This is a genomic window from Leisingera sp. SA32 (assembly GCF_056033425.1).
Genome location: NZ_JBVYHB010000024.1, coordinates 1 through 21291, shown reverse-complemented (window position 1 = coordinate 21291; position 21291 = coordinate 1). Strand labels below are relative to the sequence as shown.

The following is a 21291-nucleotide window of genomic DNA, read 5'->3' as shown; positions in this document are numbered from 1 at the left end:
GCCGAGGAAGAGGCGGCACGTATCGAGGCGGTGAAAGCACGTGGCCAAGTGCCGAGCGTCTGCGGGGATGAAATCCCTGAGGCTCCGGCCCGCGGCCCGTTTCAAGTGTTCCAGCCGGTGAGCCTCTATCCGGCAGGGGAAAATGAGTTCCAAGCGGCGCCATCGGGGTATCGCGGCAGGTCAGCCATGCGTTGCGCTGACACGTTTGACGTGATGGCGGCTAGCGCTGCCCGTCGCAAGCGGCCAGCGCCATTCACACCGGGGCAGGTGGCTATGGGCCGTCACTACCGCGATCTGGTTGAGCGTCATGCTTGCGCAGGTCTGCAATGCTCCTCGATCGAAGCGGTGCGGTCGGGCGGCAGCGGGCAGGGCGGCGCATTCATGGACGCGGTTCTGCGCGACCGGGAAGAGATTGGCCGCTTGCGTCGTCAGATTGGAGACGGGGCGGCTATGCTAATTCGACGGGTACGCCCATCTAAGCGAGGGGCACGCACGACAATCATGACGCGACGGCTAGTGGATATGATTTGCCTAGAGGATAAAACAGCCACTGATGTGCTTCGAAGCCATGGTTGGTCCGTCTGTGGTGCAAACGTATCAACTGTGCAGAGAGTGTTGGCGGAGGGGCTAGACAGGATGCAGTTCTCGCGATCCTAGCAAAGTGTAGTGGGGTATGCTTGGGAAAATACCGGTACCAGATTGTGTCGTGGGCGGGATCAGATCTACTCCGCACTATTCGGTTGCGGCGCCTCAACCAAAACCCTAACCTTGCAACGCCAGAGCGAATCTTTGCCCCGGCATGTTCTCATAAGTTTTAATTTTTAGATGGATCGGGCCTACCATGCCAACTTTTGACTATGTCGGGACGGAAAAAGACAATCGTATCGAGATGAGCAACGAGCTCCCTTATTCAAGGACGCTTTACGTGAAGGGCTTGGGTGGCAATGATGAGCTCAATGGCGCGGTTTTACACCCCAATGTAATTTACGGAGGTTCAGGCAACGATACTCTTAATGGTGGGTTCGATTCGAACACACTCATTGGTGGCAGCGGTAACGATGAACTGGACACTTGGAGCTCTAACGACTTCAACTTTCTTTCTGGTGGTAGAGGGAATGACTATCTGGAGGGCGGATCTGGTGGAAATTCGCTAAATGGTGGGACAGGTCGAGACACGATGGTTGGGGGTGATGGCCAGGATACCTATTTCGTCGATAATGTGGGCGATGTAGTAAGGGAGAGCTATGTACCCTACTGGGATAATGATCCTAACCCATCAGACAAGGTCATCAGCACGATCTCTTGGACGCTCGGCAACAACCTCGAAGACCTACAGCTTTCCGGCTCTACACGGATTAATGGCAGCGGTAACGAGTTGGACAATGTAATCGGTGGGAATGATGCTCGAAATGTACTGAAAGGTTGGGGCGGTACTGACACGCTGAACGGTGGCAAAGGAAGAGATGTACTCCTTGGCGGCAAGGGAAGCGACATGTTGAAAGGCGGTGCAGGGGGCGACAAGATTGCAGGCCAAAAGGGTAATGACCTGTTGTTTGGTGGGCGCGGCGCCGACACGTTTGTTTTTAACAAAGGAGACGGGGCAGACACTGTTTCGGATTTCGAGATAGGTGTCGACCGTTTAAAAATCGGTCGGGGCGCAAGCGGAATTGAAGATTTGGAGCTCTCACAGATTGGCTCTGATGTCTTGGTTGCGTTCCGTAACGTCGAGATCTTGGTCGAAGACGTGAATATTGATGAACTTCAAACCGCTGACAGCTTCATTTTCTAGGTATTGCCAAGCGCCTTGGGGAAGACCGCTTCTCTAAATCTGTGGCGTGGATTGAGATCTGGCTTGACGTCTAACTCATCTGCGTGCCACTAAATATGCATCATCACAGATTGCGCCCGCAGGAAACTGTCGGGCGATTTTGCTTTGGGGGTTCGCGTATGACGGCCCGGAGTGAGTATCACCACCTCTACAACCTCTCGGCTTGGCGGCGGCGGTTGCGCCCGCAGCATCTTGAGCGGGAACCGCTGTGCCGGGCGTGTCTCCGGCGCGGCATTGTGAATGATGGCTCGCTGACCTCGGCGGGCGATCAGCAGGCCAATCCGCGGCGGCGCTTCCTGGTGGTGGATCACCTGGTGCCGCATCGCGGGGACAAGGCGCTGTTTCTGGATCCGGATAATCTGCAGACGCTCTGCCCGGATGACCACGATCAGAACAAGCAGCGGCTGGAGACGCGGGGTTATTCGGAAGAGCGTGGCGAGGACGGTTGGCCACTGGATCCGATGCATCCGGCCAATGAGTAGGGTTGCCGACCCGTTCCGAACGGGAGGGGGAGGGGCGCAAGAAAATCCGCTTCGGGTGGAAACCGGAGGGGGAACCTTTCTGTGCGCAAAGTGGAAATTGGATAGAAAAAGCCACACTGGAGAAGGAGTTAGGTAGGGTCATGCGGGGGCGGAAACCAGCGGAAGAAAAGGTTGTGCCGCTAACCGAAGACGGGGGGCAGCTGCACAATCTGGATGAGCGCGCCCGGCTCCGATTGGAGGAGCTGCGGCCAGAAGGGCTGACGGGTGAGCTGCGCTGGACCTTCGATCGACTTGCGCTGCCGCTGTGCCACCCAACCGTCGATCGGCTGAAGCCGCACAACGTGTTCATGTTCCGCCAGCTCTGCGCCGCGGTGGTTCGGCATGAGCGGTTGACCCTGGAGCTGGAAGAAACCGGCGAGACCTACGAGAGCGAGACCCGTAACGGCAAGCAGCTGAAGGCGCGCCCGGAGGTTGCCCAACTCAACGAGACCTTCCGGCAGATCCGGGCGCTGGCCAATGACTTTGGCATGACGCCTGCGGCGGAGCGGGGGCTGTCCGGCGGCGGGCAGATGGGGTTCAACTTCCCAGACCCGAACGGGCCGGAGAGCTATCTGACGTGACCGATGCGGGTGAACCGGTCGCCTACGAGGATGATCCGGTGACAGCCTGGGCGCAGGACGTAGTGGCTGGGGAGATCGTGGCGGGGCCCTATGTCCGAGCGGCGGCGGCGCGGCATCTGCGCGATCTGGTTGAGGGGCCGAAGCGCGGCCTGAAATGGGATCTGGCGGCCGCGAAGCGGGCGATCAACTTCTTTCCCGAGGTGCTGCGGCTGAACGGCGGGCAGTTCGAGGGCAAACCGTTTCACCTGCACCCGAGCCAGGCGTTTCGCATCGGCTCGCTGTTCGGGTGGAAGAAGTACAGCACCACGCACCGTGCCTGGCTGCGCAGGTTCAAGCGCTTCTATGACGAAGAGGGCAAGGGCAACGGCAAATCGCCGATGCTCGGCGGCATCGGTCTTTACATGCTGGTGGCGGACGGGGAGCCTCGGGCTGAGGTCTATGCGGCGGCGGCGAAGAAGGATCAGGCGGGCATCCTGTTTCAGGACGCGGTGGCGATGGTCGACCAGTCGCCGACCCTGAAGCGCCGGGTCGGACAGCAGGGCGAAAACCCGGTGTGGCAGATGACCTATGTGGGCCGGAGCGGAGACAAGCGGAAGTTCAAGCCGCTGTCGGCGGAAAAGGCGCAGTCGGGCCCGCGTCCGCATTGCGCGCTGACGGACGAGGTGCATGAGCACCCGAACCGGGACGTGATCGACATGCTGGAACGGGGCTTCAAGTTCCGCAAGCAGCCGCTGTTGTGCATGGCGACGAACTCCGGCACCGACAAGAAGTCGATCTGCTGGGAAGAGCATCAGCACGGCGTGAACGTGGTGACCGGCGTGCAGGAAGATGACAGCACCTTTGCCTTCATCTGCTCGCTGGACGAGGGCGACGATTGGGAAAATGACCCGAGCTGCTGGCCAAAGGTGAACCCGCTTCTGGGGGAGACGATCGAGGAAGACTACCTGCGGGAGGTGGTGAAGCAGGCAAAGATGATGCCGGGCAAACGCAACGGCATCGCGCGGCTGCATTTCTGCCAGTGGACGCAATCGGTGAAGGCGGCGATCAAGCGGGAAGCCTGGACGGCCTGCCATGGCGACGTGGACCCGGTGGCGCTGACCAAGGCGGGCTATCCCTGTTTCGGCGGGCTCGACCTCAGCCAGGTGCGGGATTTCTCGGCGCTGACGCTGACCTGGGTGCTGGACGCCACAAAGGACGCGGAAAAGCTGGTTTCGAAAACATGGTTCTGGACGCCGAAGGATACGCTGCTGGACCGATCGGCGCGGGATCAGGCGCCTTATGAGCTCTGGGCGGACAGGACGTTTATCGAAGCAGTGCCGGGTGAGCGGCTGAAATACCCATGGCTGGCGGATGCGCTGGCGGATCTGAACTCGCGCTATCAGCCGGAGGTGATCGCCTGTGACCAGTACGGGCTGGAGCGGCTGAAGGACAGCCTGACGGAAAAGGGGTTGGTTCTGCCGACCGAGATCCATCCGCAGGGGTTTCAGAAGCGGGTGCTGGAAAAGGTGCCGGATCCGACCAGCCCGGGGCAGGAGGTCGAGATTTACCTGTGGATGCCAGACTCGATCAACAAGCTGGAGAACGCGATCTATGACGGCCGCCTGACCGTCGCGAAGAACCCGCTGCTGGACAGTATGGCGGCCTCGGTCACCTACGCCGAGAACCGGACGGGGCACCGGATGTTTGACAAGGAAAAGGCGCACGGGCGGATCGACGGCATGGTGTCGCTCGGCATGTCCGTCGGCATGGCGCTGTGCCGGGAACGTGGCCAGCAGGAACAATCGCCCTGGGCGGATGATGATTACTCGCTGGAGGACACACTTTGGGACTGACGGGAATTTTCCGGCGCGGCACGGCGGCGCAGGCAGCGGCACCCGTGGAAGACCGGGCGCAGGTGGTCGTGGACAGCGGCGAGGCCACGATCGCGGAAGTGCTGAGCGGAGAGGTGACCGAAGGTGTCACCATGAAAGAGGCGCTGTCGCTGCCCGGCGTTTGGGCTGCGATCAACTTCCTGTCGGCGGCCATGGCGGGATTGCCGGTCGAGGTGTTCGAGAAGACCGGCGAGCCGGGCGGCGACAAGAAGGTGAGCGGTGGCGTGGCCGATGTGCTGGGCGCGGCAGTCAATGACAGCACAACCAGCTTTGCCTGGCGGGAGACTTTCTTTGCGGAAGTGTTCGGGCCCGGGCGGGCTTACACCTATGTCGAGCGGCGGGGCGGCAAGGCGGTGAACCTGTTTCCGATGGAATACGACCGCACCACCGTGCGGAAGGTGAAGGGGCGGCTGTTCTACGACTACCGGGAGCCTTCGGGGAAGGTAAAGACCTACGCGGGAAAGGACGTGATTGACATCGCGTTTCTGCTGAATCCGGACCACGTGGGCCACCACAATCCGGTGATGACCTGCGCCAGCGCGATCCGGCAGGGGCTGAACGCCAACCGCTACGCGCTGACGGTGTTCGGCAAGAACGGTGTGCCGCCCTACGTGCTGAAAGGCCCCTTCACGGCGGCCAAGGAAATGATGCGGGCGGCGGCGGACCTAATGAAGGTAACTCGCCGGTCGGCCGAGGAGGGCAAGCCGGTGCTGCCGATCCCGAGCGGCCATGATCTGGTGCGCCTTGGCGATGATCCGGAGAAGATGCAGCTGACGCCAGTGCAGGTGTTTGCGGTTGGGCAGGTGGCGCGGATCTACCAGCTGCCTCCGGTGTTTCTGCAGGAGCTGAGCAAGGGCAATTACAACAACATCGAGCATCAGGATTTGCACCTGGTGAAGCACACGCTGCGGCGCTGGGTGAAGAAGTTCGAGCAGGAGCTGACGCTGAAGATCTTCGGGCGCGGGGCCAAGCGCTACGTCAAGCTGAATCTCGACGGCATCATGCGCGGCGACTTCAAGACCCGGATCGAGGCGATCGTAAAGGCGATCCAGAACGGCCTGATGACCCCGAACGAAGGCCGCGCGCTGGAGAACCGGGCGCCGCTGCCGGGCGGTGATACGCTGCTGGTGCAGGGTGCCACGGTCCCGATCGAACTGGCGGGCAAGGCCTTTGCCAAGGGGGCGGCAGAGCCTGCTCCTGACGATGACGCCGAACCCGATGAGGGCGCGGCGGAACAGGAAACCGACACAGACTGAGAGGAGGCCGCCATGAGCGACCCGCAACGCGAGGTGCGTTTCTGCGCCTTCGCGCCCATCGAGTTGCGTGACGCCGACGATGGGGGCGACCTGATCAATGTCACCGGCTACGCCGCCATCTTCGGTGAGCGGGCGGAGATCGGCCCGCTGGACCGCTGGGGCTGGGCTGAGGTGATCGAGCGCGGCGCCTTTTCCGAGGCGTTGACCCGCGGTGATGACGTGACCTTTCTGGTGGATCACGTGGGCTTGCCGCTGGCGCGCACCTCGTCCGGCACGCTGACGCTGGCGGAGGATCAGCGCGGCCTGCGGGTGGATACCGCGCTCGACCCGTCCGATCCGGACGTGCAGCGGATCCTGCCGAAGATGAAGCGGGGCGACATGTCCAAGATGAGCTTTGCCTTCATCGCCGAGAAAGAGACCTGGGACGAGACCGGCGATCATGCCCTGCGCACGATCCATTCCGTTCAGTTGTTCGACGTCTCGATCGTGACGGACCCTGCCTATGACGGCACCGAAATCGGGCTGCGGTCAAAGACCGCGGCCTTGGGTGGCGACAGTGATTTCTATCGCCGCCAGATGCAGATGCGCGCGCGTCTGTCCGGCCTGGCCTGACCGGCCCCGCCCAGCAACTCCGCGCCTTGGGCAAGCGCAGTTTCCAGACAACCGAAAGGGTTTGACATGTCGAAGATCAAGGAGCTGCGCGATAAGGCGCAGAAACTGCTGACCGAGGCCACCGGCATCCGGGACGGCATCACCGATAAGACGCCGACGGACGAGGCGCGCGCGGCGAACGAAAAGTTCGATGCGATGATGGACCAGTATGACGACCTGGTGAAAGAGGCCGACCGCGAAGAGCGCGCCTATAAGGCTGCGCAGGAAGAAGAGCAGCGTCGCGAGCAGCGCGAGCGTGAAGAGCGCGAGGAGCGCCGCCCCGGCCAGGAAGACCGCACCCATGCACCCGGCGATAATGTCAGCGACGAATACCGCGAGGCGTTCCGTCAGTATCTGGCTTCCGGGGCGGATCTGTCTGAACTTGGCAAAGAGGCCCGCGACGCGCTGCGTTCCGGTTTCCGCGAGATCCGGACCCAGACCACCGGCACCGGCGCCAACGGCGGCATCCTCGTGCCGACCACGCTGGCCAATTCGATCAACATCGCCGCCGCGGCGCATGGCCCGATGATGGACAGCAATATCGCCACTGAAATCAATCTGTCCAACGGTGCGCCCTTCGATCTTCCGAAAGTCGATGACACCGCCGAGGAAGCGAACCCGCATACCGAGGGCGATGAGGGTGTGGATGACGACTCCGGCGATATCGTCCTGGCGAAGACCTCGCTGCTGGCCTATGCGCTGGTGACGCCCTGGATCAAATGGTCCTTTGAGCTGGCGCAGGATTCCTCCTTTGGTTTTGAGGCGCTGCTGGCCAAGCTGATCGGGGAACGCATCGGCCGCAAGGGCAACAAATGGCTGACGGTTGGTTCCGGCACAAATGAGCCGCTGGGATTTGTAACTGGTGCGCCGGTGGGGCACTCTGCCGCCGCGGCGTCAGCGCTGACCTTTGATGAAATCATGGACCTGGAGCATTCGGTGGATCCGGCTTACCGCGGCGGCCCGAAGGTGCGTTTCCAGATGCATGACCAGACCGTGAAGGCGCTGCGCAAGCTGAAGGACACGAACGGGCGCTACATCTGGTCCGATGGCGACGTGACCAAAGGTGTGCCGGCCACGCTGAACAACAAGCCGGTATCCTTCAACCAGGCGATGGCGCAGATCGGGGCAAACGCCAAGCCGATCGCTTATGGCGACTTCTCGGAATACTACGTCCGCAAGGTCGGCAACCCGCTGATCGGCGTGGCGCGCGAGAAGTTCTTTCCGAACCTCGGCATCATGGGCGTTCATCGCGTTGATGGTGCCCCGGCGCAGACCAAGGCCATCAAGACGCTGCAGATGGCAGCGGCCTGAACCGGCTTTGACGCGGCGGTCCCGCTCGGGGCCGCCACCCCCTTCCTTTTCCCGAGGGCTTCCCCATGAAGATCAAGATCACCACCAATTGCGCCGGTCCATTCGGCAGCTTCACCGTCGGCCAAACCCCCACTGTCGCCGATGAGCTGGGCCGCGACCTGATCCGCGCGCAGTATGCCGAGCTGGTTGACGCGGAGGCGCAGTCGCCTGCACCTCGTTCCGAGGCCACCGAGGCCACCGAGGCCACCGAGGCCACCGAGGCCACCGAGGCCACCGAGGCCACCGAGGCCACCGAGGCCACCGAGGCCACCGAGGCCACCGAGGCCACAGCCAAGCCTGCACGCAAATCGAAAGCCTGAACCAAGCCGCGGCAGCTGAGCGCTGCTGCGGTGCAGACCTCCGGAGGATCGCCCCATGGCCCTGACCCTTATCAGCCCGCCTGCGGTTGCGCCGGTGGAGCTTGCCGAATTCCGGGCGCATATGCGCCGTGAGCCGGGTGATGATGATGAGTATCTGCAGCATTGCCTCGATACGGCGGTTGCGCAGTTCGACGGCGCCGATGGCGAGCTGGGGCGGGCGCTGATCAGCCAGACCTGGCGCGAGACATTTGCGGCAGTGCCGGCGCAGGGGCGGGCGGTGGAGCTGTTCCTGTCTCCGGTGTCCAGCGTGGCCGGTGTCGAAGTGTTCACGTCGGCTGGAGGTTGGGAGGCGGTGCCCGCAGCCTCGATCGAGCTGTTCGAGGAAGAGGGCAGGTTTCGCGTCGCGCCGTCCGCGCCCTGGCCGCGGCCTGGCCTGCTCCGCGCGCCGTTGCGGGTCGAATATGTGGCTGGCTATGGCGCCTCGGCGGGTGACGTGCCCAAGCCGATCTGCCACGCCGTGCTGCTGTTCGCCGCGCATCTCTATAAGGCGCGCGAGCCGGTTGTGTTTGAGGGGGCGCCGGTCGAGGTGCCGCTGTCAATCGGGCGGCTTGTCGCGAATTTCAAAGCCTGGTGGCGGTGATGCGTATCGCGCAGCGTGATCGGCGCATTGTCATTCTGGAGGCGGCTTTTGAGGAAAACGACGCAGGCGAACAGCTCGCGGCCGGGTGGTCGGCATATGCAAATCCCTGGGCATCCTATCAGCCGGTCAGCGATGGCGAGCGGCTGCGCGCGGCTGCAGTCGAGCAGAAAACCGATGCGCGGTTTCAGGTGCTTTGGACCGCGAAGCTTGCGGCCATCACCGGGGCGTTCCGGCTGCGGTTTCAGGGTGATGACTGGCGGATCACCGGGGTGAAGGAAATCGGATACCGCGACCGGCTGGAAATCACGGCCTGGCGGATCTCTCAGCCGGAGGTGTGATGTGTCGATGAAGCTGAAGATTGAAGGTGCGGGCGATATCGAGCGCGCGCTGGCGCAGTTTGCGCGGGGCACCTCCAAGGGGATCGGGCGGCGGGCCATGAAGAAGTCCCTGCAGCCGGTAAAGCGCAGTGCAGAAGGGTCGGCCTTCAACATCGCCATCACCAGCAAGCTGTCGCCCCGCCAAAAGGGGCGCGCACGGGGGGATCAGACGCGCAGCAAGGTCTCGCTCTATGTCGGGCCGGTACAACAGGATGGCTCCCACGCGCCGCACGCGCATCTGATTGAGTTCGGCACCGGCGAGCGTTTTCACAAGTCCGGCAAATTCGTCGGCGCCGGTATGGCGGAGCCGTTCATGCGCCCGGCCTGGGACGCGAACCGGGCGCTGATGCTCCAGATACTGCGGCAGGAGATCTGGGCGGAGATCGAGAAGGCCGTCGAGCGCGCCGCCCGCAGGGCAGCGAAAGCGGGTGACGCATGATGGAGCGCGAACTGAAAGACGTGCTGAAGACGCTGGGACATCCTGTTGTCTGGGGTTTCTTCAGCCAAAACGTCGGCTTTCCCCGTATCACGCTGCAGCGGATCAGCAACGTCACCAGCTACACGCTCAAGAGCAGATCGGGAAATGAAACGGCGCGGGTTCAGGTCAATATCTCCGCCGACAGCTATGGCGCGATCATCCCGCTGGCCCGCCAAGTTACTGACCTTCTGACAGGGTTTCGCGGGCAATCCGTGATCCGCTGCAGAGAAATTTCCCGCCGGGACGGTTCAACCGGTTCCGGCGACGATGTTGTCCGGCTGCAAATGCTGGATTTCCAGGTGCGCTACCGCGCCTGATCCCTGGCCGGTTCCCGGCCTTTCATCCAAAACTGAAAGGATTGTCTGATGACTGGAATGGTTGTCGGTATCGATGAAGTCACGCTGGAGTATTCTCTGGACGGTGGCACCAGCTGGCAGGAAGTGCCGGAGGCAAAGAATGTCGTCATTCCGGACGAAACTCCGGAATGGCGCAAGCGCACCACCCTGAACGTCACTGATCGCCGCCACCGCTACGGGCGCGGTATGATCGACGTTTCGGAGGCGGCAATCAATTGCCTCTACACCACTGAGGCGTACAAGGCGGCCAAAGCAATGGAAGCCCGTCCGGATACCTCGCCGGTGCTGTTCCGTGTCACTTTTCCCGTGAACACCGAAACCCAATCCACCGGCGATGTGTTCGAATGGGGCGCGCTGTGCCAGGTCGGCGGCGGCGGCGAGCAGGATGTTGAGGGGGACATGGAATTCCCGATCAACATGCGCACGCAGGGCGCTGTGACCTGGACAGAAGGGACGGCACTGCCATGATCAGTACCGTCTCTCACAAGGTGGGCAAGAAAACCTACAAGCTCAAATTCAGCACCCGCGCCCTGCTGCGCCTAGAGGAAGAGCGGGGCGGATGCGCTTTCAATGACATCCTGGAGGATGTGCTGGTGGGCGCTGGCGGCGTCACGCTGGTTGCTGGCGTGCTTGCTGCAGTCTTGGATGACGGCAAGGGCGTTGACCATGACGCAGCGCTGGATTTGATCGATGAGGCCGGTGGCTACCGCAAACTGATGCCGCCCCTTTCCGAGGCGATCAACGCGGCCTTCCCGGAGGTCAAGAAGGCCGTTGAGGCGGCGGCCGCCGCCGCGAACGCGGCTGCCGCTGATCCGGAGGGCGCCGGGCCGGGAAAGGCGGAGCCGCCCGCGAGCGCCTAGACTGGGCGTCCCTCCTGTCGTCGTGGTGCGAGCTGGGTTTGCACCACGGCGACTTCTGGGACGCCTCCTTGCGGGAATACGACCTGATCACCCGCGCTCGCCTCAAGGCCAAGAGTGAGGAGTTCAAGGCGCAGCGGGTGCTTAATCAAGAACTGGGCATCCTGTTCAAATTCGCCTTTCACAGCCCGAACAAGATGCCGGATTTGACCGAATCCAAGGGTGACAAGAAGACCGGCGCCCTGAGCGGAAAAGCGGCTACGGCCCGGCTGCATCAGTTCCTTCTGGGGCAAGCCCTCAATAGCAAAAAAGGTTGAGCAGATGAGTGCAATCATCGGCGCTCTGCGGGGGCTTTTGTCCCTCGACACAGCGGCATTCGACAGCGGCGCAAAGCGCGGCATCGCGACCATGGGCAAGGTCCAGCGCGGCATGGTGCGTATGGGCGACGTGGCGGAGCGGCAGGGGCGCCGTCTGACCTTGGGCCTGTCTCTGCCGATCGCCGGGGCTGCGGGGGCCATGGTCAAATCCAGCCTGTCGATCATCGATTCACAGGCCAAAATGGCGCAGTCTCTGGATACCTCTGTGAAATCTGTGCAGGTGCTTCAGCGCGCGGCGGATTTGGCCGGCGTCTCGATGGGGGAGGCTGAGCAGGCCACCCTGCAGTTCACCAAGCGGCTGAGCCAGGCGTCGAGCGGGCAGGGGGCGGCTGCAAAGACCCTGGACCGGTTGAACCTGTCGGCGGGGGAGCTGCTGCGCCTGCCGCTGGATGAACGGCTGGAGCGCATTCAGGGCGCACTGGCGCGCTATGTGCCAGAGGCAGAACGCGCAGCCGCGGCCTCGGATCTGTTCGGCAGCCGGGCGGGCCTGGTGTTTTCGCGGATCGACGTATCTGCGCTGCGCGTGGCGGCGGACGATGTGGCGCGTTTCGGCGTTGCTGTTTCGGAGGTCGATGCGGATCAGATCGAGATCGCGAACGACGCGATTTCGCGCCTTGGCCTGGTGAGCCGCGGCATTGCCAATCAGCTGACCGTGGCGCTGGCGCCGACGCTGGAGGGTATCAGCGACAAGGCGGCGGGTATCGCCGAATGGTTCAATGACCTGAGCACTGACAGCAAAGAGCTGATTGCGTCCAGCGCCGCCCTGGCGGCAGGCCTCGGCCCGGTGGCGCTTGGGTTTGGGCTGGTGCTGAAACTCGGGGCGCCGCTGGTTGGGGTGCTTGCGGGGCTGGTCTCGCCCTTGGGGCTGGCGGTGGCTGGGTTGGCGGCGGTGGCGGCTGTCACCGCGACTGTGGCAACCGACTTTGCAGCAACGCGCAGGGCCGCGGCAGAGTTCGACACGGCTATTCGCGAGCTGTCCGGTGCCCATGAGATTCTGGAAAGCACGACAAATCGCTTTTATGCGAACATGACGGCGAAAAATGCCGAAGCAATGCGCCAAGCCGCTGAGCAGGCGCGTGATGCGGTTCGCGAGGCATTGGAGGCGGCGCAGGCGCAGCTGCACTCTTCAAAGTTCCTCGGCGTCATCGGTTCGGGCTTTTTTCAGTCCAGTGAAATCGTGGAGGCGCAGCAGGCGGTTGAGGCGCTTTCCGCGCAGCTTGCCTTGGCTGAGTCGCGGCTGGACGCCGCTTCCACCGCCGCGGGCCGGGCGGCGGCGGAACTGGGCGAGTCGTCGACAAATGCCGGTGATGCCTCGGATCAGAGTGACAACCTCGCCAGCTCGCTGAACGAAGCCGCGGCGCAAGCGGCAGCTGTAAAGGGCTTCCTGGCTGGGTTGCCGGGAGCGATTGCTGGCGCTGAGGTCAAAATCGCGGGTTTGAAAGCGGGCATTGCCGCGCTTTCGGGCGGCGGATCTGAACTGACTGCCAATGTCGCCAAGTACCGCGCAGAGTTGGAGGCCGCGCTGCCGCCGCTCAATGAGATGGCGGACGGCCAGCGCCGGGTGGTTGAGGAAGGTCTGAACCGTAAGGTCCAGCAATATGAGCAGGAGCAGCGGCTGACCGCCGAATATCAGGCCCGGTTGTCGACCCTGAACAAGGTCAGCGCCGCTGGAGGCGCGGCCTCGAAAAGCGCGCTGTCTCAACTGCAGAAGGAACTGCAGCGGCGCCGGTCCCTGATCGGTGTGACCGAAGATCAGCGCAAGAAGCTGCAGGCGGTGTTCCTTGTGCAGCAGCGGCTGGGCAAGGATGCCGAGGTGCTGACAGAAAAGCAGATCAGCCTGCTGGCCGATCAGGTGGTGGATCTGGAAGAGGCCGAAGATGCCATGGGTCGCGTGCAGGAAATGCAGCGGCGCTGGTCTGAGGAAATCACCCGCACGGCGTTTGAAGGCGGCAGCCTGACCGACACGATCCAAGGTATGCTGCGCGATATTGCGTACCAGTTTGCGCATTCGAAAATCGTGCTGCCGATCATCGGTTCAATCACCAGTGTGCTGGGTTTGGATCAGCTGTTGCTGGGCGGTGGCGCCGGTGGTGTCGCGCAGGTTGCAAGCGCGGCTGGCGGCGGTGGCGGCCTGCTGAACCTGCTGGGGGGCGGGGCAAACCTGCTGACCGGTGGCGGCGCGGTTTCTGGGATTGCTTCTGGCCTTGGCGGCATCCTGAGCGGCGGGGGCCTCGGCGCCAGCTTCGCCAACCTCGGTGGGTTGGTGACCGGTGCATCTGCGGGCTGGGGCGCGCTCGGCGCCGCGCTGCCCGCGCTTGGCATTATCGCGGGTGGCGTCGCGGTTTTGGCCAAAGGGTTTTCGCGCGAGTACCGCGGCAGCGGTATTGACGCGCACCTGTCGCACCGCGGCCTGGACGGCGGGCGCATGTTCGACTTCTACAAGGGCGGCGTGTTCCGTAGCGACAAGTGGGTGCATAAGTCGATCCCGGAGGAGATGGCCGAAGCTCTGGACAGCTCCATGAAGGCCGCGGCTCAGTCTGTCTTGGAACTCTCCGCCACGCTGAACCTCAGCACTGATGGTTTGGAGGAAATGGATCAGGTCGTATTCTCGCTGTGGACCAACGGTAAGAGCGAGGCAGAGATCCAGCAAGCGCTGGCTGAGCAGATCCAGAAAACCGCAGCCTCTATGGCAGATCTGATCCTTGGGGAGAATGAAGTCGCGCGGGCGGGTGAAGATGCCGTGGAGACGCTGACTCGTCTTGCGACCAGCCTGCAGTCAGCAAATGACGCATTCGGCCTGCTCGGACAGTCCGCCTTTGGCGCCTCGATCTTGGGCGGTGATGCGGCGTCTCACCTGATTGACCAATTCGGTGGATCGGACTCTTTCAGCACGGCGATCATGGGATATTGGGGTGCCTTCTATAGCGAGGCAGAACGCAATGCGGTCATTCTTGAGCGGCTGGAGGATCAGTTCGCCGATCTGGGCGTGGAGATGCCGAAGACGCGCGCTGAATTCCGGGCGATCGTCGATGCGCTGGATCTGAATTCTGAAGCGAGCCGTGAGCTTTATGCAGAGCTGATCCAGATGTGGGGCGCGTTGGATGGCGTTTTGCCGTCAGTCGAGAACCTCAGCACTGCGATGGTTGGCATGGTTGCCGGGGTCAGCGACGGCGTTGCGGCGATGCTGGCCAGCGCGCAGAGCGCCGTCAGCGAGGCGGCGCGGTCGGCGCAGGAGTGGGGCCGGGTGGGCGACAGCCTGCGGGGTCTGCAGGATGATTTGACCTTTGGTTCTGCATCGCTGCTGGATGCCGGCGATCAGATCGCGGCCGTGCGTGCCGAGATGGAGCGTCTGGCTGCCGCGGCGCAAGGCGGCGATCGGGATGCGGCAAAGGCTTATGGCGGCGTCGCCCGCCGCTATCTGGATCTCGCGGCTTCGCGGGCGGGTAGCCTGGTGGATGCGCAGCGGGAAGCCGCCAAGATCCGCATTGAGGCTGACCGGCTGGCGGGTGTGGCCGATGCTGAAGGGGCGGGGGATACCGTTCTGGAAAGCCTGGCGCGTGAACAGGTTTCCGTTCTGGAGGAGCTGTCGGACTACCTGCAGAACGCGGAGACGATAGATGATGCAGTCATGTCCGCATTTGAGCAGCGCTTGGGGTCTTTGCAAAACGCGATCGAGGGTGCTGAGCTGAGCCTTGATTTCCTGCGCCAGGGGGTCACGCTGTCGATCGATGAGCTGGACCTTTCGGGCCTGTCGCCGAGGCTTCAAAAGCTGGTCAGCGGCAGTCGGGATGCGCTTAAGGCTACAATCCAGTTTGTGCTGGGCAGCGATGATCTGCCCCCCGAAATGCGCTGGCTTGCGCTGCAGACGACAAGCCAGCACACGCGCACGATTGCCCTGGTGCCCGAATTGGAGGGGGTTTCTGACCGGAATTTGAAACTGGCCCTCGGCACCAGCTCGGACTTGGTGCGCAATGTCGAGCTGGCGGCGGCAGCGGGGCTGGATCCTGAACTGCTGTCGGCCGTCCTGGCCGAAAACAGCGACCTGACGCGCACCGTCAACCTGGTGCTTGGGTCTGATCTCGATGAAAAGTCAAAGCGCTTGGCGCTGCGCGGCCTCGATGACTTCGGAGATGCCATAACGGCGTCGTTGGACAGCGGAATTTCCGACGAGGTGCGCGCAATAATCGCGGGCGGCGCGGGCAGTTATTCCGCCTCGCTGGACCTGGCGCTGGATGGCGACCTAAAGCCGCGCGAGCTGCGCCAGCTGCTTGGGGCGCAGCAGGATCTTCAGGTCGGCCTTGATGCGGTGCTGGCGCCGGATATGCCAGAGGGCACGCAAAAGCTGCTGGCGAACACCGTCACAAACGGCACCCGCGCCCTGGCGCTGGAGGCGCATTTTGGCGATCAGCTCACTGCAAATCAGCGCCAGCTGCTGGCGGATGCGGTGACCAGCGCGGAGCGCGTCATTGCGATCAGCACTGATGGCAAGCTGTCGAAAGATGAGCGTTCAGCCCTGCGCGGTGTCAACAAGCGCTTTGACCGGGTTATGGAGGGCAAGGTTGACCTCAGCGGCCTTGATGCTGCGCAAGCAGGCTTTTTCGCCGCAATCTCAGGGGCGACGGTCGGCAATCTCACCTTGGGCGGATCCATTGAGTTCGACCCGCATGGCACTTTTGCGAGCAGCATGGAGGCCGCAGTGGGTGATCCGATCAAGGGTCTTTCTGAAGAAATCGCGGACATGAGCGCGGGTATGGCGGGCCTGGTCGCCTCGCTTGGCGGGCTGCGGGCTGAGATTGCGGCAGAGCGGAACCGTGCTGAGCAGGCGGCAAAGAACGCGGCCACCATCTCCAAAGTCGAGGCAAAGGTGGAAAAGTTTGACGCCAATTGGGGCGCAAGCTCTCTGGAGCGGACGCAAGCCCTGAAAGGCGAGCTGGAAAAGCTGGTTGCTTCCACCGGCGTCTCGCTGGCGGGCATCCAGCTCCGCAGCGATGGGACGCTGGCCTATAGCTCCAGCGGCATCGGCGGTTCAGCTGCGCAGATCGCGGCGTTCCGGGCTTCCGGGTTTTGGGCGGTAGGCGGCCTGCAGGACAAGATTCAAGAGGCGAACGCCAATCGCCGGAACGCGCTGGAATACCAAGAAAGGCTGCGGGAAAAGATCCGTGCCGCGAACGCTGTTCCGGCCTTTGCCAACGGCGGTGCGCACCGTGGCGGCTGGCGCATGGTCGGTGAGCGCGGCGTGGAGATGGAATACACCGGCCCCTCGCGCGTGATCAGCCATTCCGAAAGCCGGGCGATGCTGGACAACCGCGGCGTTGTTTCCCTGCTTGAGCAGGTGCTGGCGGCGCTGTCGTCGTTCCATTCGGACAGCGCGCGGGGGCTGGATGAGGTCGCAAGGCATGCCTCCGACCTCGCCCGGCTGGAGCGTTTCCGCGAAATCGAAGGGCAACCGCCCTTGCGGCAAGGGAGCTGAAGCCGATGACGTTGAGACTTGCTGTGACCTTCCCGATCGGGGAGGCAAACCTGCTGTCCTCCAGCCTTCCGGAGGATGACCATCCGGCTTGGGATGCTGGTGCCGGGTATGCCGAGTTCGACAGGGTGATGAAGGATCATGTGCGCTATGAGGCCTTGCAGACCGTGCCTGCGGGAACAGACCCGGCCGAAGATGGCAAGAAGGAATACTGGCTGCCCTTGGGCGCCACAAACAGATGGCGCCCGTTTGACAGGTTCATCAGCGATCCCGCAATCGGTGTCGCCGGGCAGGCCATCCAGTACCAGCTGGGCCAGATCGGCGAGCCGGTCAGCGTGGTGTCCTGCTTTGGCCTGTCGGCAACAGAGGTGACCCTGCGCGGCGAACTGCCCGATGGCCGGGTGATCTATGAGAAGACCTTGGCACTGCGTGACAACTCGATGATCATCGACGCCTGGACCTACTGCTTTGAGCCGATCCGGACCCGTAGCGAGGCAGTGTTCAATGAGATCCCGCCCTATGCGCGGGCGACCTATGAGCTGACAATTAGTGCAGGCGGCGAAGTTCCGAAGGTGGGGCAGATCGTGCTGGGCCGGGAATATGACATGGGCGATGCTCAATTCGGCACGGATTTCGGGATCGAGGATTATTCGTCGGTGCAGCGCGATGACTTCGGCTCGCTGTCGATCGTCGAACGGCCTTTTTCCAAGATCGTCGACTACAGCTGCATTCTGCCAGCCTCGCACGGGCGGCGGGTGGCCATCGTACTGGAGGAGAACAGGGCCAAGCCTGTCGTTGTCTTCGGCGGCGCGGACAGCGATCTGATCGGCGTGACCGTCTACGGCAAATTGGGCGATTGGCGGATCAGGCCGCTCGATCCCATCGATTCCGAGTTGAAACTGAAAGTGGAGGGGCTGACCTGATGGCAGAACCAACAATCACGGTGCCGCCGGAGGCGCCGAACCGCGACCTGCATTCGAATGAGGCCTATTCCGGCCTCATGGATGCGTTTCTGGAGTGGCTTGTCGCCTTTGCAGCAGAGGTGACGGCAGCGGTCGCGTGGATCTCGGCGCAGGTTTTGGCTGTCGCCGCCAGCGCTGCCAGCGCAAGCAGCTCGGCGTCCGAGGCGGCGGCCTTTGCTGTGGCTGCACAAGCGGCTGCCGATGCCACGGCGTGGGTCCCGGAGGGGAGCTACACCGCGGGCGACGGGGTTTATTCCCTGGTCAATTTTCAATCCTACCGGGCCAAGACCGCGCACAGCGGTCTCGCGGCCGACCCCAGCGCGGACAGCGCAAACTGGGCGCTGCTGGGGTCTGACCCCGCGGCAATCAAAGCGAGCGCCCGCCTTTTCTCTCTTTGGACCGGAGCATAATCCATGGCTACCCCTGATGTAATCGGCGCCGCACTGAACACCAGCGCGGCTGATCTGTTGACCGTGCCCGCAAGCACCGTTCGGCACATTCTGCAAATCCAGGTCTGCAACGTCGACGGCACAAACGCCGCCGACGCCACGATTCAGTGGACCGACGCCAGCAGTACGGATGCTGTCACCCGGCTGGCCTATCAGGTCACTGTGGCGGCGCAGGATGCCCGCTCGATGCTGGCTGGCCCTCTGGCTTTGGCCGCAGGTGATAAGCTGCAAGGTTTGGCCAGCGCTGATGGAGATCTGGAGGTCACGGTAACCTTCTACGACGATGCAGTGTAATGCGCGGAGTTCGTAATCTCAGTGGGCTGGCAGGCCCGGCGGCAAGCCTCAAAGACGCGGGTGGCGGCGGCGTGGTCTCCGATGATATCGAACTGGTCTGGCAGAGCATGACCCATGGTGACGGCAACAATACCCCGGAATACTCGTCCCAGATCGAGATGACGGGGGCCGGTATTCGTTCAGGGGATCTTTTGATCGCTATCGTCTGGGCAGACGCCTTTTTCGGGGCTGATTCAGGCGGAACCTATGGCGCGACAGAACTCACAAACCTTGGATGGACGAAAGCTACCACGACCATGAATGGCGGCGATGGTTATCACGTCTATCTCCGGCAGGCAGATGGGTCCGAGAGCGGCGTCCTGACAGCAACTGCCACAAGAAGCGGTGGCTTGGGGGTATGGGCGTTCCGGGGGGTGCAGTACCCTAGTGCGGCGGACATTGCCTCATGGGAACTGGCATACGGTTTCCACGATAATTCCCCTACGCTCCTTCTGAACCAAATGTCCGACCTGACATTTGATGCCGTACTCATGTGGCATGGAATGCCGAGTGGAGAAGTCGGAGTTTGGCCATATGCAAGAGACGAGAATTGGTCGTCATTGGGTTCGCAATACTACCGAGCTTCCACCCCCAATATGATGCAATCCCATGTTTTCTTAGCCCCGGCAGGTGTGGAGAAAGCCTATGTATCCAAGTTGGCGTCCGCGACAGACATCCACACCTATACTAACGCCCGAATTGGACTGAGGAAAGCAGTATGACCCTCTATACCCATAGCGGCGGTATCCCCGCCCCTCTCCCTTACCGCATCCGCCTGTCGGACGGCCGCACCCGCACGGATCCGGCCACCTTTACACCGGATGAAATCGCGAACGCGGGATACACCGCCGTGGCCGCCAAGCCCGTGCCCGGCCCCCTTCAAGTGGTTGAGTGGGGTGGCACCGACTGGAGCGTGCGTGATATGATGGCGGAGGAACTGGCGGCGGTCCGCGCCACGAAACTGGCGAAGCTGGCTAAATACCGTTGGGAAACCGAAACTGGCGGCATCACTCTGCCGGACGGCACCCCGATGCCATCCGATGAGGTGACGGCCCGCAAGCTGACCTCCGCGGTCACCAGTCTGCAATCTGGCATGGTGACAGCACCCATCGCCTGGAAATTCCCCAGCGGCTGGCAGGACCTTTCGCAAGCGCAAATCGAAGGCGCGGCGGCTGCTGTTGCGCAACACGTTCAGGCGTGTTTCGCGGCAGAACGGGCCGTGCATGAACAGATCGAGGCGCTGCCCAATGCGGATGTGCCGGGGTTCGATGTGCGCAGTGCGTTCGACGCGGCCATGGCGGGGGGCGAAAGTGTTTGAGTCGATCCGCAAGTTTTTCCTGGACGAGTCCCTGAAATGGGTGGCCCGCACAGGCTTTGCCGCGGTTCTGGTCCTGTTGGCGGCCATCTTCACCCCGATCAGCGATCAGGCACTGGCGATTTGGCGCAGCCCTGACAGCCTGGACCGCATCGACCAGCGGCTGGCCCAGCTGGTCGATCGCATTGATGAGATCGCTGGCGAAAACCGGATCATTCGCCAGCCGCGCGGCTACAGCTATGTCGAGGAACCGGTGCGCGAGGGGCAGCCGCTGTGGATCGTGCTGTATATGGCGCGGACCAAGGCGGGCGCGAATTGCACCTTTGTCGAAGGCGCAAGCGTGTTCGAGGACAGCCGCGGTGTTCGCCAGGGCGGTTCTCGCCTGAAACCGATCACACAGGTCGGCATTTCCCCGGAACGCCTGCGGACACCTATAGAGATGCCGAAAGGTCTGCGCCGAGGGCGGGTCGGGGTGCATATCGTCCTGGAATATCGCTGCCCGGCTGCGGGCGGCTCCGATACGCGCTGGGACCGCACAGACACGCTGTTCTTCGAGCTTCTGCCCAAGGCGTAACTCTCCCCAAAGTTCCAACTCACAATGCCCCGCTTGCGGGGTTTCTTTGCATGGAGATCTCCCATGAAATTCATCGACAACTGGAAGGCCACGCTGAAAGGCGCCTGGTCCATCCGCCTCCTGTTGCTCGCGGCCATCGTGTCCGTCGCGCCCGTCTTCGTCTCGCTGGTCACGCCTGACATGCTGGGGCTGGACCCGCTCTGGTTCGCCCTGGCAGCGACAGTGGTGAACCTGGCCGCCATTCCGGCGCGGGTGCTGGTGCAGCCCGCTTCGGGCTTCTGGCGAGTGTTTCGGCGCGATGAGGGCGGTGCGGTGCGTAAGCGGACCATTGGCCTGATCGCGGGTAGTTCGGTCGCCCTCGCGTCGGCGGTGACTTTCGTTGGGCAGTGGGAGGGGCTTCGTACGGAAGCTTACCGCGACATCGTGGGTGTCTGGACGGTCTGCTACGGCGAGACCAAGGGCGTGCGGCCCGGAGACAGCTACAGCCTGGCCGATTGCGATGCGATACTGGCCCGCGAGATCGTCGCCTATGAGGCGCACCTCGACCGCTGCCTCTCCGCTGACATGCCGGTGGGCATGAAGATCGCGCTGGTCAGCTGGACCTACAATGTCGGGCCCGGAGCGGCCTGCCGGTCGACGCTGGTGAGCAAGGCAAACGCTGGAGATCTGCGCGGCGCCTGCAATGAGCTGCCGCGCTGGAACCGGGCAGGGGGGCGCGTGATCCGCGG

Annotated in this window: 23 protein-coding genes; all 23 read left to right on the top strand. The window is 62.8% G+C overall.

The window, feature by feature from the left end; translation table 11 throughout:
* The first annotated feature begins 841 nt into the window (after positions 1-841).
* Positions 842-1789: a calcium-binding protein gene (locus AC0IPL_RS21130; protein WP_474277116.1), complete on the top strand. Its 948-nt coding sequence runs from the start codon at positions 842-844 to the stop codon at positions 1787-1789.
* Between the two features lie 158 nt (positions 1790-1947).
* Complete coding sequence (locus AC0IPL_RS21125; RefSeq protein WP_474277114.1) at positions 1948-2310, top strand: HNH endonuclease signature motif containing protein; 363 nt, start codon at positions 1948-1950, stop codon at positions 2308-2310.
* Positions 2311-2483: 173 nt separating this feature from the next.
* Entirely contained in the window at positions 2484-2930 is a 447-nt protein-coding gene (locus AC0IPL_RS21120) for a P27 family phage terminase small subunit (protein WP_474277112.1), read from the top strand.
* Complete coding sequence (locus AC0IPL_RS21115) at positions 2927-4762, top strand: terminase large subunit (protein WP_474277110.1); 1836 nt, start codon at positions 2927-2929, stop codon at positions 4760-4762. Before AC0IPL_RS21120 ends, AC0IPL_RS21115 begins: the two co-directional genes overlap by 4 nt.
* Positions 4753-6057 (top strand): phage portal protein, encoded by a 1305-nt coding sequence (locus AC0IPL_RS21110; protein ID WP_474277108.1) that lies wholly within the window; start codon positions 4753-4755, stop codon positions 6055-6057. The genes AC0IPL_RS21115 and AC0IPL_RS21110 overlap by 10 nt, the downstream gene beginning before the upstream one ends.
* A gap of 12 nt (positions 6058-6069) precedes the next feature.
* Positions 6070-6669 (top strand): HK97 family phage prohead protease, encoded by a 600-nt coding sequence (locus AC0IPL_RS21105; protein ID WP_474277106.1) that lies wholly within the window; start codon positions 6070-6072, stop codon positions 6667-6669.
* A gap of 66 nt (positions 6670-6735) precedes the next feature.
* Positions 6736-8019 (top strand): phage major capsid protein, encoded by a 1284-nt coding sequence (locus AC0IPL_RS21100; protein WP_474277104.1) that lies wholly within the window; start codon positions 6736-6738, stop codon positions 8017-8019.
* A gap of 65 nt (positions 8020-8084) precedes the next feature.
* Positions 8085-8378, top strand: coding sequence for a hypothetical protein (locus tag AC0IPL_RS21095; protein ID WP_474277102.1), 294 nt, complete (start codon positions 8085-8087; stop codon positions 8376-8378).
* 55 nt (positions 8379-8433) lie between these two features.
* On the top strand, positions 8434-9018 hold the full coding sequence (locus tag AC0IPL_RS21090) for a head-tail connector protein (protein WP_474277100.1): 585 nt from the start codon (positions 8434-8436) through the stop codon (positions 9016-9018).
* Entirely contained in the window at positions 9018-9356 is a 339-nt protein-coding gene (locus AC0IPL_RS21085; protein ID WP_474277098.1) for a head-tail adaptor protein, read from the top strand. Before AC0IPL_RS21090 ends, AC0IPL_RS21085 begins: the two co-directional genes overlap by 1 nt.
* A gap of 7 nt (positions 9357-9363) precedes the next feature.
* Positions 9364-9834: a hypothetical protein gene (locus AC0IPL_RS21080; RefSeq protein WP_474277096.1), complete on the top strand. Its 471-nt coding sequence runs from the start codon at positions 9364-9366 to the stop codon at positions 9832-9834.
* Entirely contained in the window at positions 9834-10190 is a 357-nt protein-coding gene (locus tag AC0IPL_RS21075; protein WP_474277094.1) for a gp17 family tail completion protein, read from the top strand. Before AC0IPL_RS21080 ends, AC0IPL_RS21075 begins: the two co-directional genes overlap by 1 nt.
* A 48-nt stretch (positions 10191-10238) precedes the next feature.
* Positions 10239-10697 (top strand): hypothetical protein, encoded by a 459-nt coding sequence (locus AC0IPL_RS21070; RefSeq protein WP_474277092.1) that lies wholly within the window; start codon positions 10239-10241, stop codon positions 10695-10697.
* Positions 10694-11089: a hypothetical protein gene (locus AC0IPL_RS21065; protein ID WP_474277090.1), complete on the top strand. Its 396-nt coding sequence runs from the start codon at positions 10694-10696 to the stop codon at positions 11087-11089. Before AC0IPL_RS21070 ends, AC0IPL_RS21065 begins: the two co-directional genes overlap by 4 nt.
* A 68-nt stretch (positions 11090-11157) precedes the next feature.
* Entirely contained in the window at positions 11158-11403 is a 246-nt protein-coding gene (locus AC0IPL_RS21060) for a hypothetical protein (protein ID WP_474277088.1), read from the top strand.
* A gap of 4 nt (positions 11404-11407) precedes the next feature.
* Complete coding sequence (locus AC0IPL_RS21055) at positions 11408-16933, top strand: hypothetical protein (RefSeq protein WP_474277086.1); 5526 nt, start codon at positions 11408-11410, stop codon at positions 16931-16933.
* A gap of 5 nt (positions 16934-16938) precedes the next feature.
* The gene (locus AC0IPL_RS21050) at positions 16939-17853 is read left to right on the top strand and encodes a hypothetical protein (protein WP_474277084.1); all 915 of its coding nucleotides are present in this window, start codon (positions 16939-16941) and stop codon (positions 17851-17853) included.
* Entirely contained in the window at positions 17853-18302 is a 450-nt protein-coding gene (locus tag AC0IPL_RS21045; protein WP_474277082.1) for a hypothetical protein, read from the top strand. Before AC0IPL_RS21050 ends, AC0IPL_RS21045 begins: the two co-directional genes overlap by 1 nt.
* Before the next feature lie 3 nt (positions 18303-18305).
* Positions 18306-18635: a hypothetical protein gene (locus AC0IPL_RS21040; RefSeq protein ID WP_474277080.1), complete on the top strand. Its 330-nt coding sequence runs from the start codon at positions 18306-18308 to the stop codon at positions 18633-18635.
* The gene (locus AC0IPL_RS21035; RefSeq protein WP_474277078.1) at positions 18635-19396 is read left to right on the top strand and encodes a hypothetical protein; all 762 of its coding nucleotides are present in this window, start codon (positions 18635-18637) and stop codon (positions 19394-19396) included. Before AC0IPL_RS21040 ends, AC0IPL_RS21035 begins: the two co-directional genes overlap by 1 nt.
* Positions 19393-19992, top strand: a complete 600-nt coding sequence (locus AC0IPL_RS21030) for a DUF4376 domain-containing protein (protein ID WP_474277077.1) — start codon at positions 19393-19395, stop codon at positions 19990-19992. Before AC0IPL_RS21035 ends, AC0IPL_RS21030 begins: the two co-directional genes overlap by 4 nt.
* Entirely contained in the window at positions 19985-20563 is a 579-nt protein-coding gene (locus AC0IPL_RS21025) for a hypothetical protein (RefSeq protein ID WP_474277075.1), read from the top strand. The genes AC0IPL_RS21030 and AC0IPL_RS21025 overlap by 8 nt, the downstream gene beginning before the upstream one ends.
* 63 nt (positions 20564-20626) lie before the next feature.
* Positions 20627-21291 (top strand): lysozyme (locus AC0IPL_RS21020; RefSeq protein ID WP_474277073.1); only part of this gene is annotated, 665 nt, incomplete at its 3' end.

Bases quoted from the DNA above. Each gene is read 5' to 3' on its own strand.
- AC0IPL_RS21130 (WP_474277116.1), top strand. From the start codon at position 842: ATGCCAACTTTTGACTATGTCGGGACGGAAAAAGACAATCGTATCGAG.
- AC0IPL_RS21125 (WP_474277114.1), top strand. From the start codon at position 1,948: ATGACGGCCCGGAGTGAGTATCACCACCTCTACAACCTCTCGGCTTGG.
- AC0IPL_RS21105 (WP_474277106.1), top strand. From the start codon at position 6,070: ATGAGCGACCCGCAACGCGAGGTGCGTTTCTGCGCCTTCGCGCCCATC.
- AC0IPL_RS21100 (WP_474277104.1), top strand. From the start codon at position 6,736: ATGTCGAAGATCAAGGAGCTGCGCGATAAGGCGCAGAAACTGCTGACC.
- AC0IPL_RS21095 (WP_474277102.1), top strand. From the start codon at position 8,085: ATGAAGATCAAGATCACCACCAATTGCGCCGGTCCATTCGGCAGCTTC.
- AC0IPL_RS21090 (WP_474277100.1), top strand. From the start codon at position 8,434: ATGGCCCTGACCCTTATCAGCCCGCCTGCGGTTGCGCCGGTGGAGCTT.
- AC0IPL_RS21085 (WP_474277098.1), top strand. From the start codon at position 9,018: ATGCGTATCGCGCAGCGTGATCGGCGCATTGTCATTCTGGAGGCGGCT.
- AC0IPL_RS21080 (WP_474277096.1), top strand. From the start codon at position 9,364: ATGAAGCTGAAGATTGAAGGTGCGGGCGATATCGAGCGCGCGCTGGCG.
- AC0IPL_RS21075 (WP_474277094.1), top strand. From the start codon at position 9,834: ATGGAGCGCGAACTGAAAGACGTGCTGAAGACGCTGGGACATCCTGTT.
- AC0IPL_RS21070 (WP_474277092.1), top strand. From the start codon at position 10,239: ATGACTGGAATGGTTGTCGGTATCGATGAAGTCACGCTGGAGTATTCT.
- AC0IPL_RS21065 (WP_474277090.1), top strand. From the start codon at position 10,694: ATGATCAGTACCGTCTCTCACAAGGTGGGCAAGAAAACCTACAAGCTC.
- AC0IPL_RS21055 (WP_474277086.1), top strand. From the start codon at position 11,408: ATGAGTGCAATCATCGGCGCTCTGCGGGGGCTTTTGTCCCTCGACACA.
- AC0IPL_RS21050 (WP_474277084.1), top strand. From the start codon at position 16,939: ATGACGTTGAGACTTGCTGTGACCTTCCCGATCGGGGAGGCAAACCTG.
- AC0IPL_RS21045 (WP_474277082.1), top strand. From the start codon at position 17,853: ATGGCAGAACCAACAATCACGGTGCCGCCGGAGGCGCCGAACCGCGAC.
- AC0IPL_RS21040 (WP_474277080.1), top strand. From the start codon at position 18,306: ATGGCTACCCCTGATGTAATCGGCGCCGCACTGAACACCAGCGCGGCT.
- AC0IPL_RS21035 (WP_474277078.1), top strand. From the start codon at position 18,635: ATGCGCGGAGTTCGTAATCTCAGTGGGCTGGCAGGCCCGGCGGCAAGC.
- AC0IPL_RS21030 (WP_474277077.1), top strand. From the start codon at position 19,393: ATGACCCTCTATACCCATAGCGGCGGTATCCCCGCCCCTCTCCCTTAC.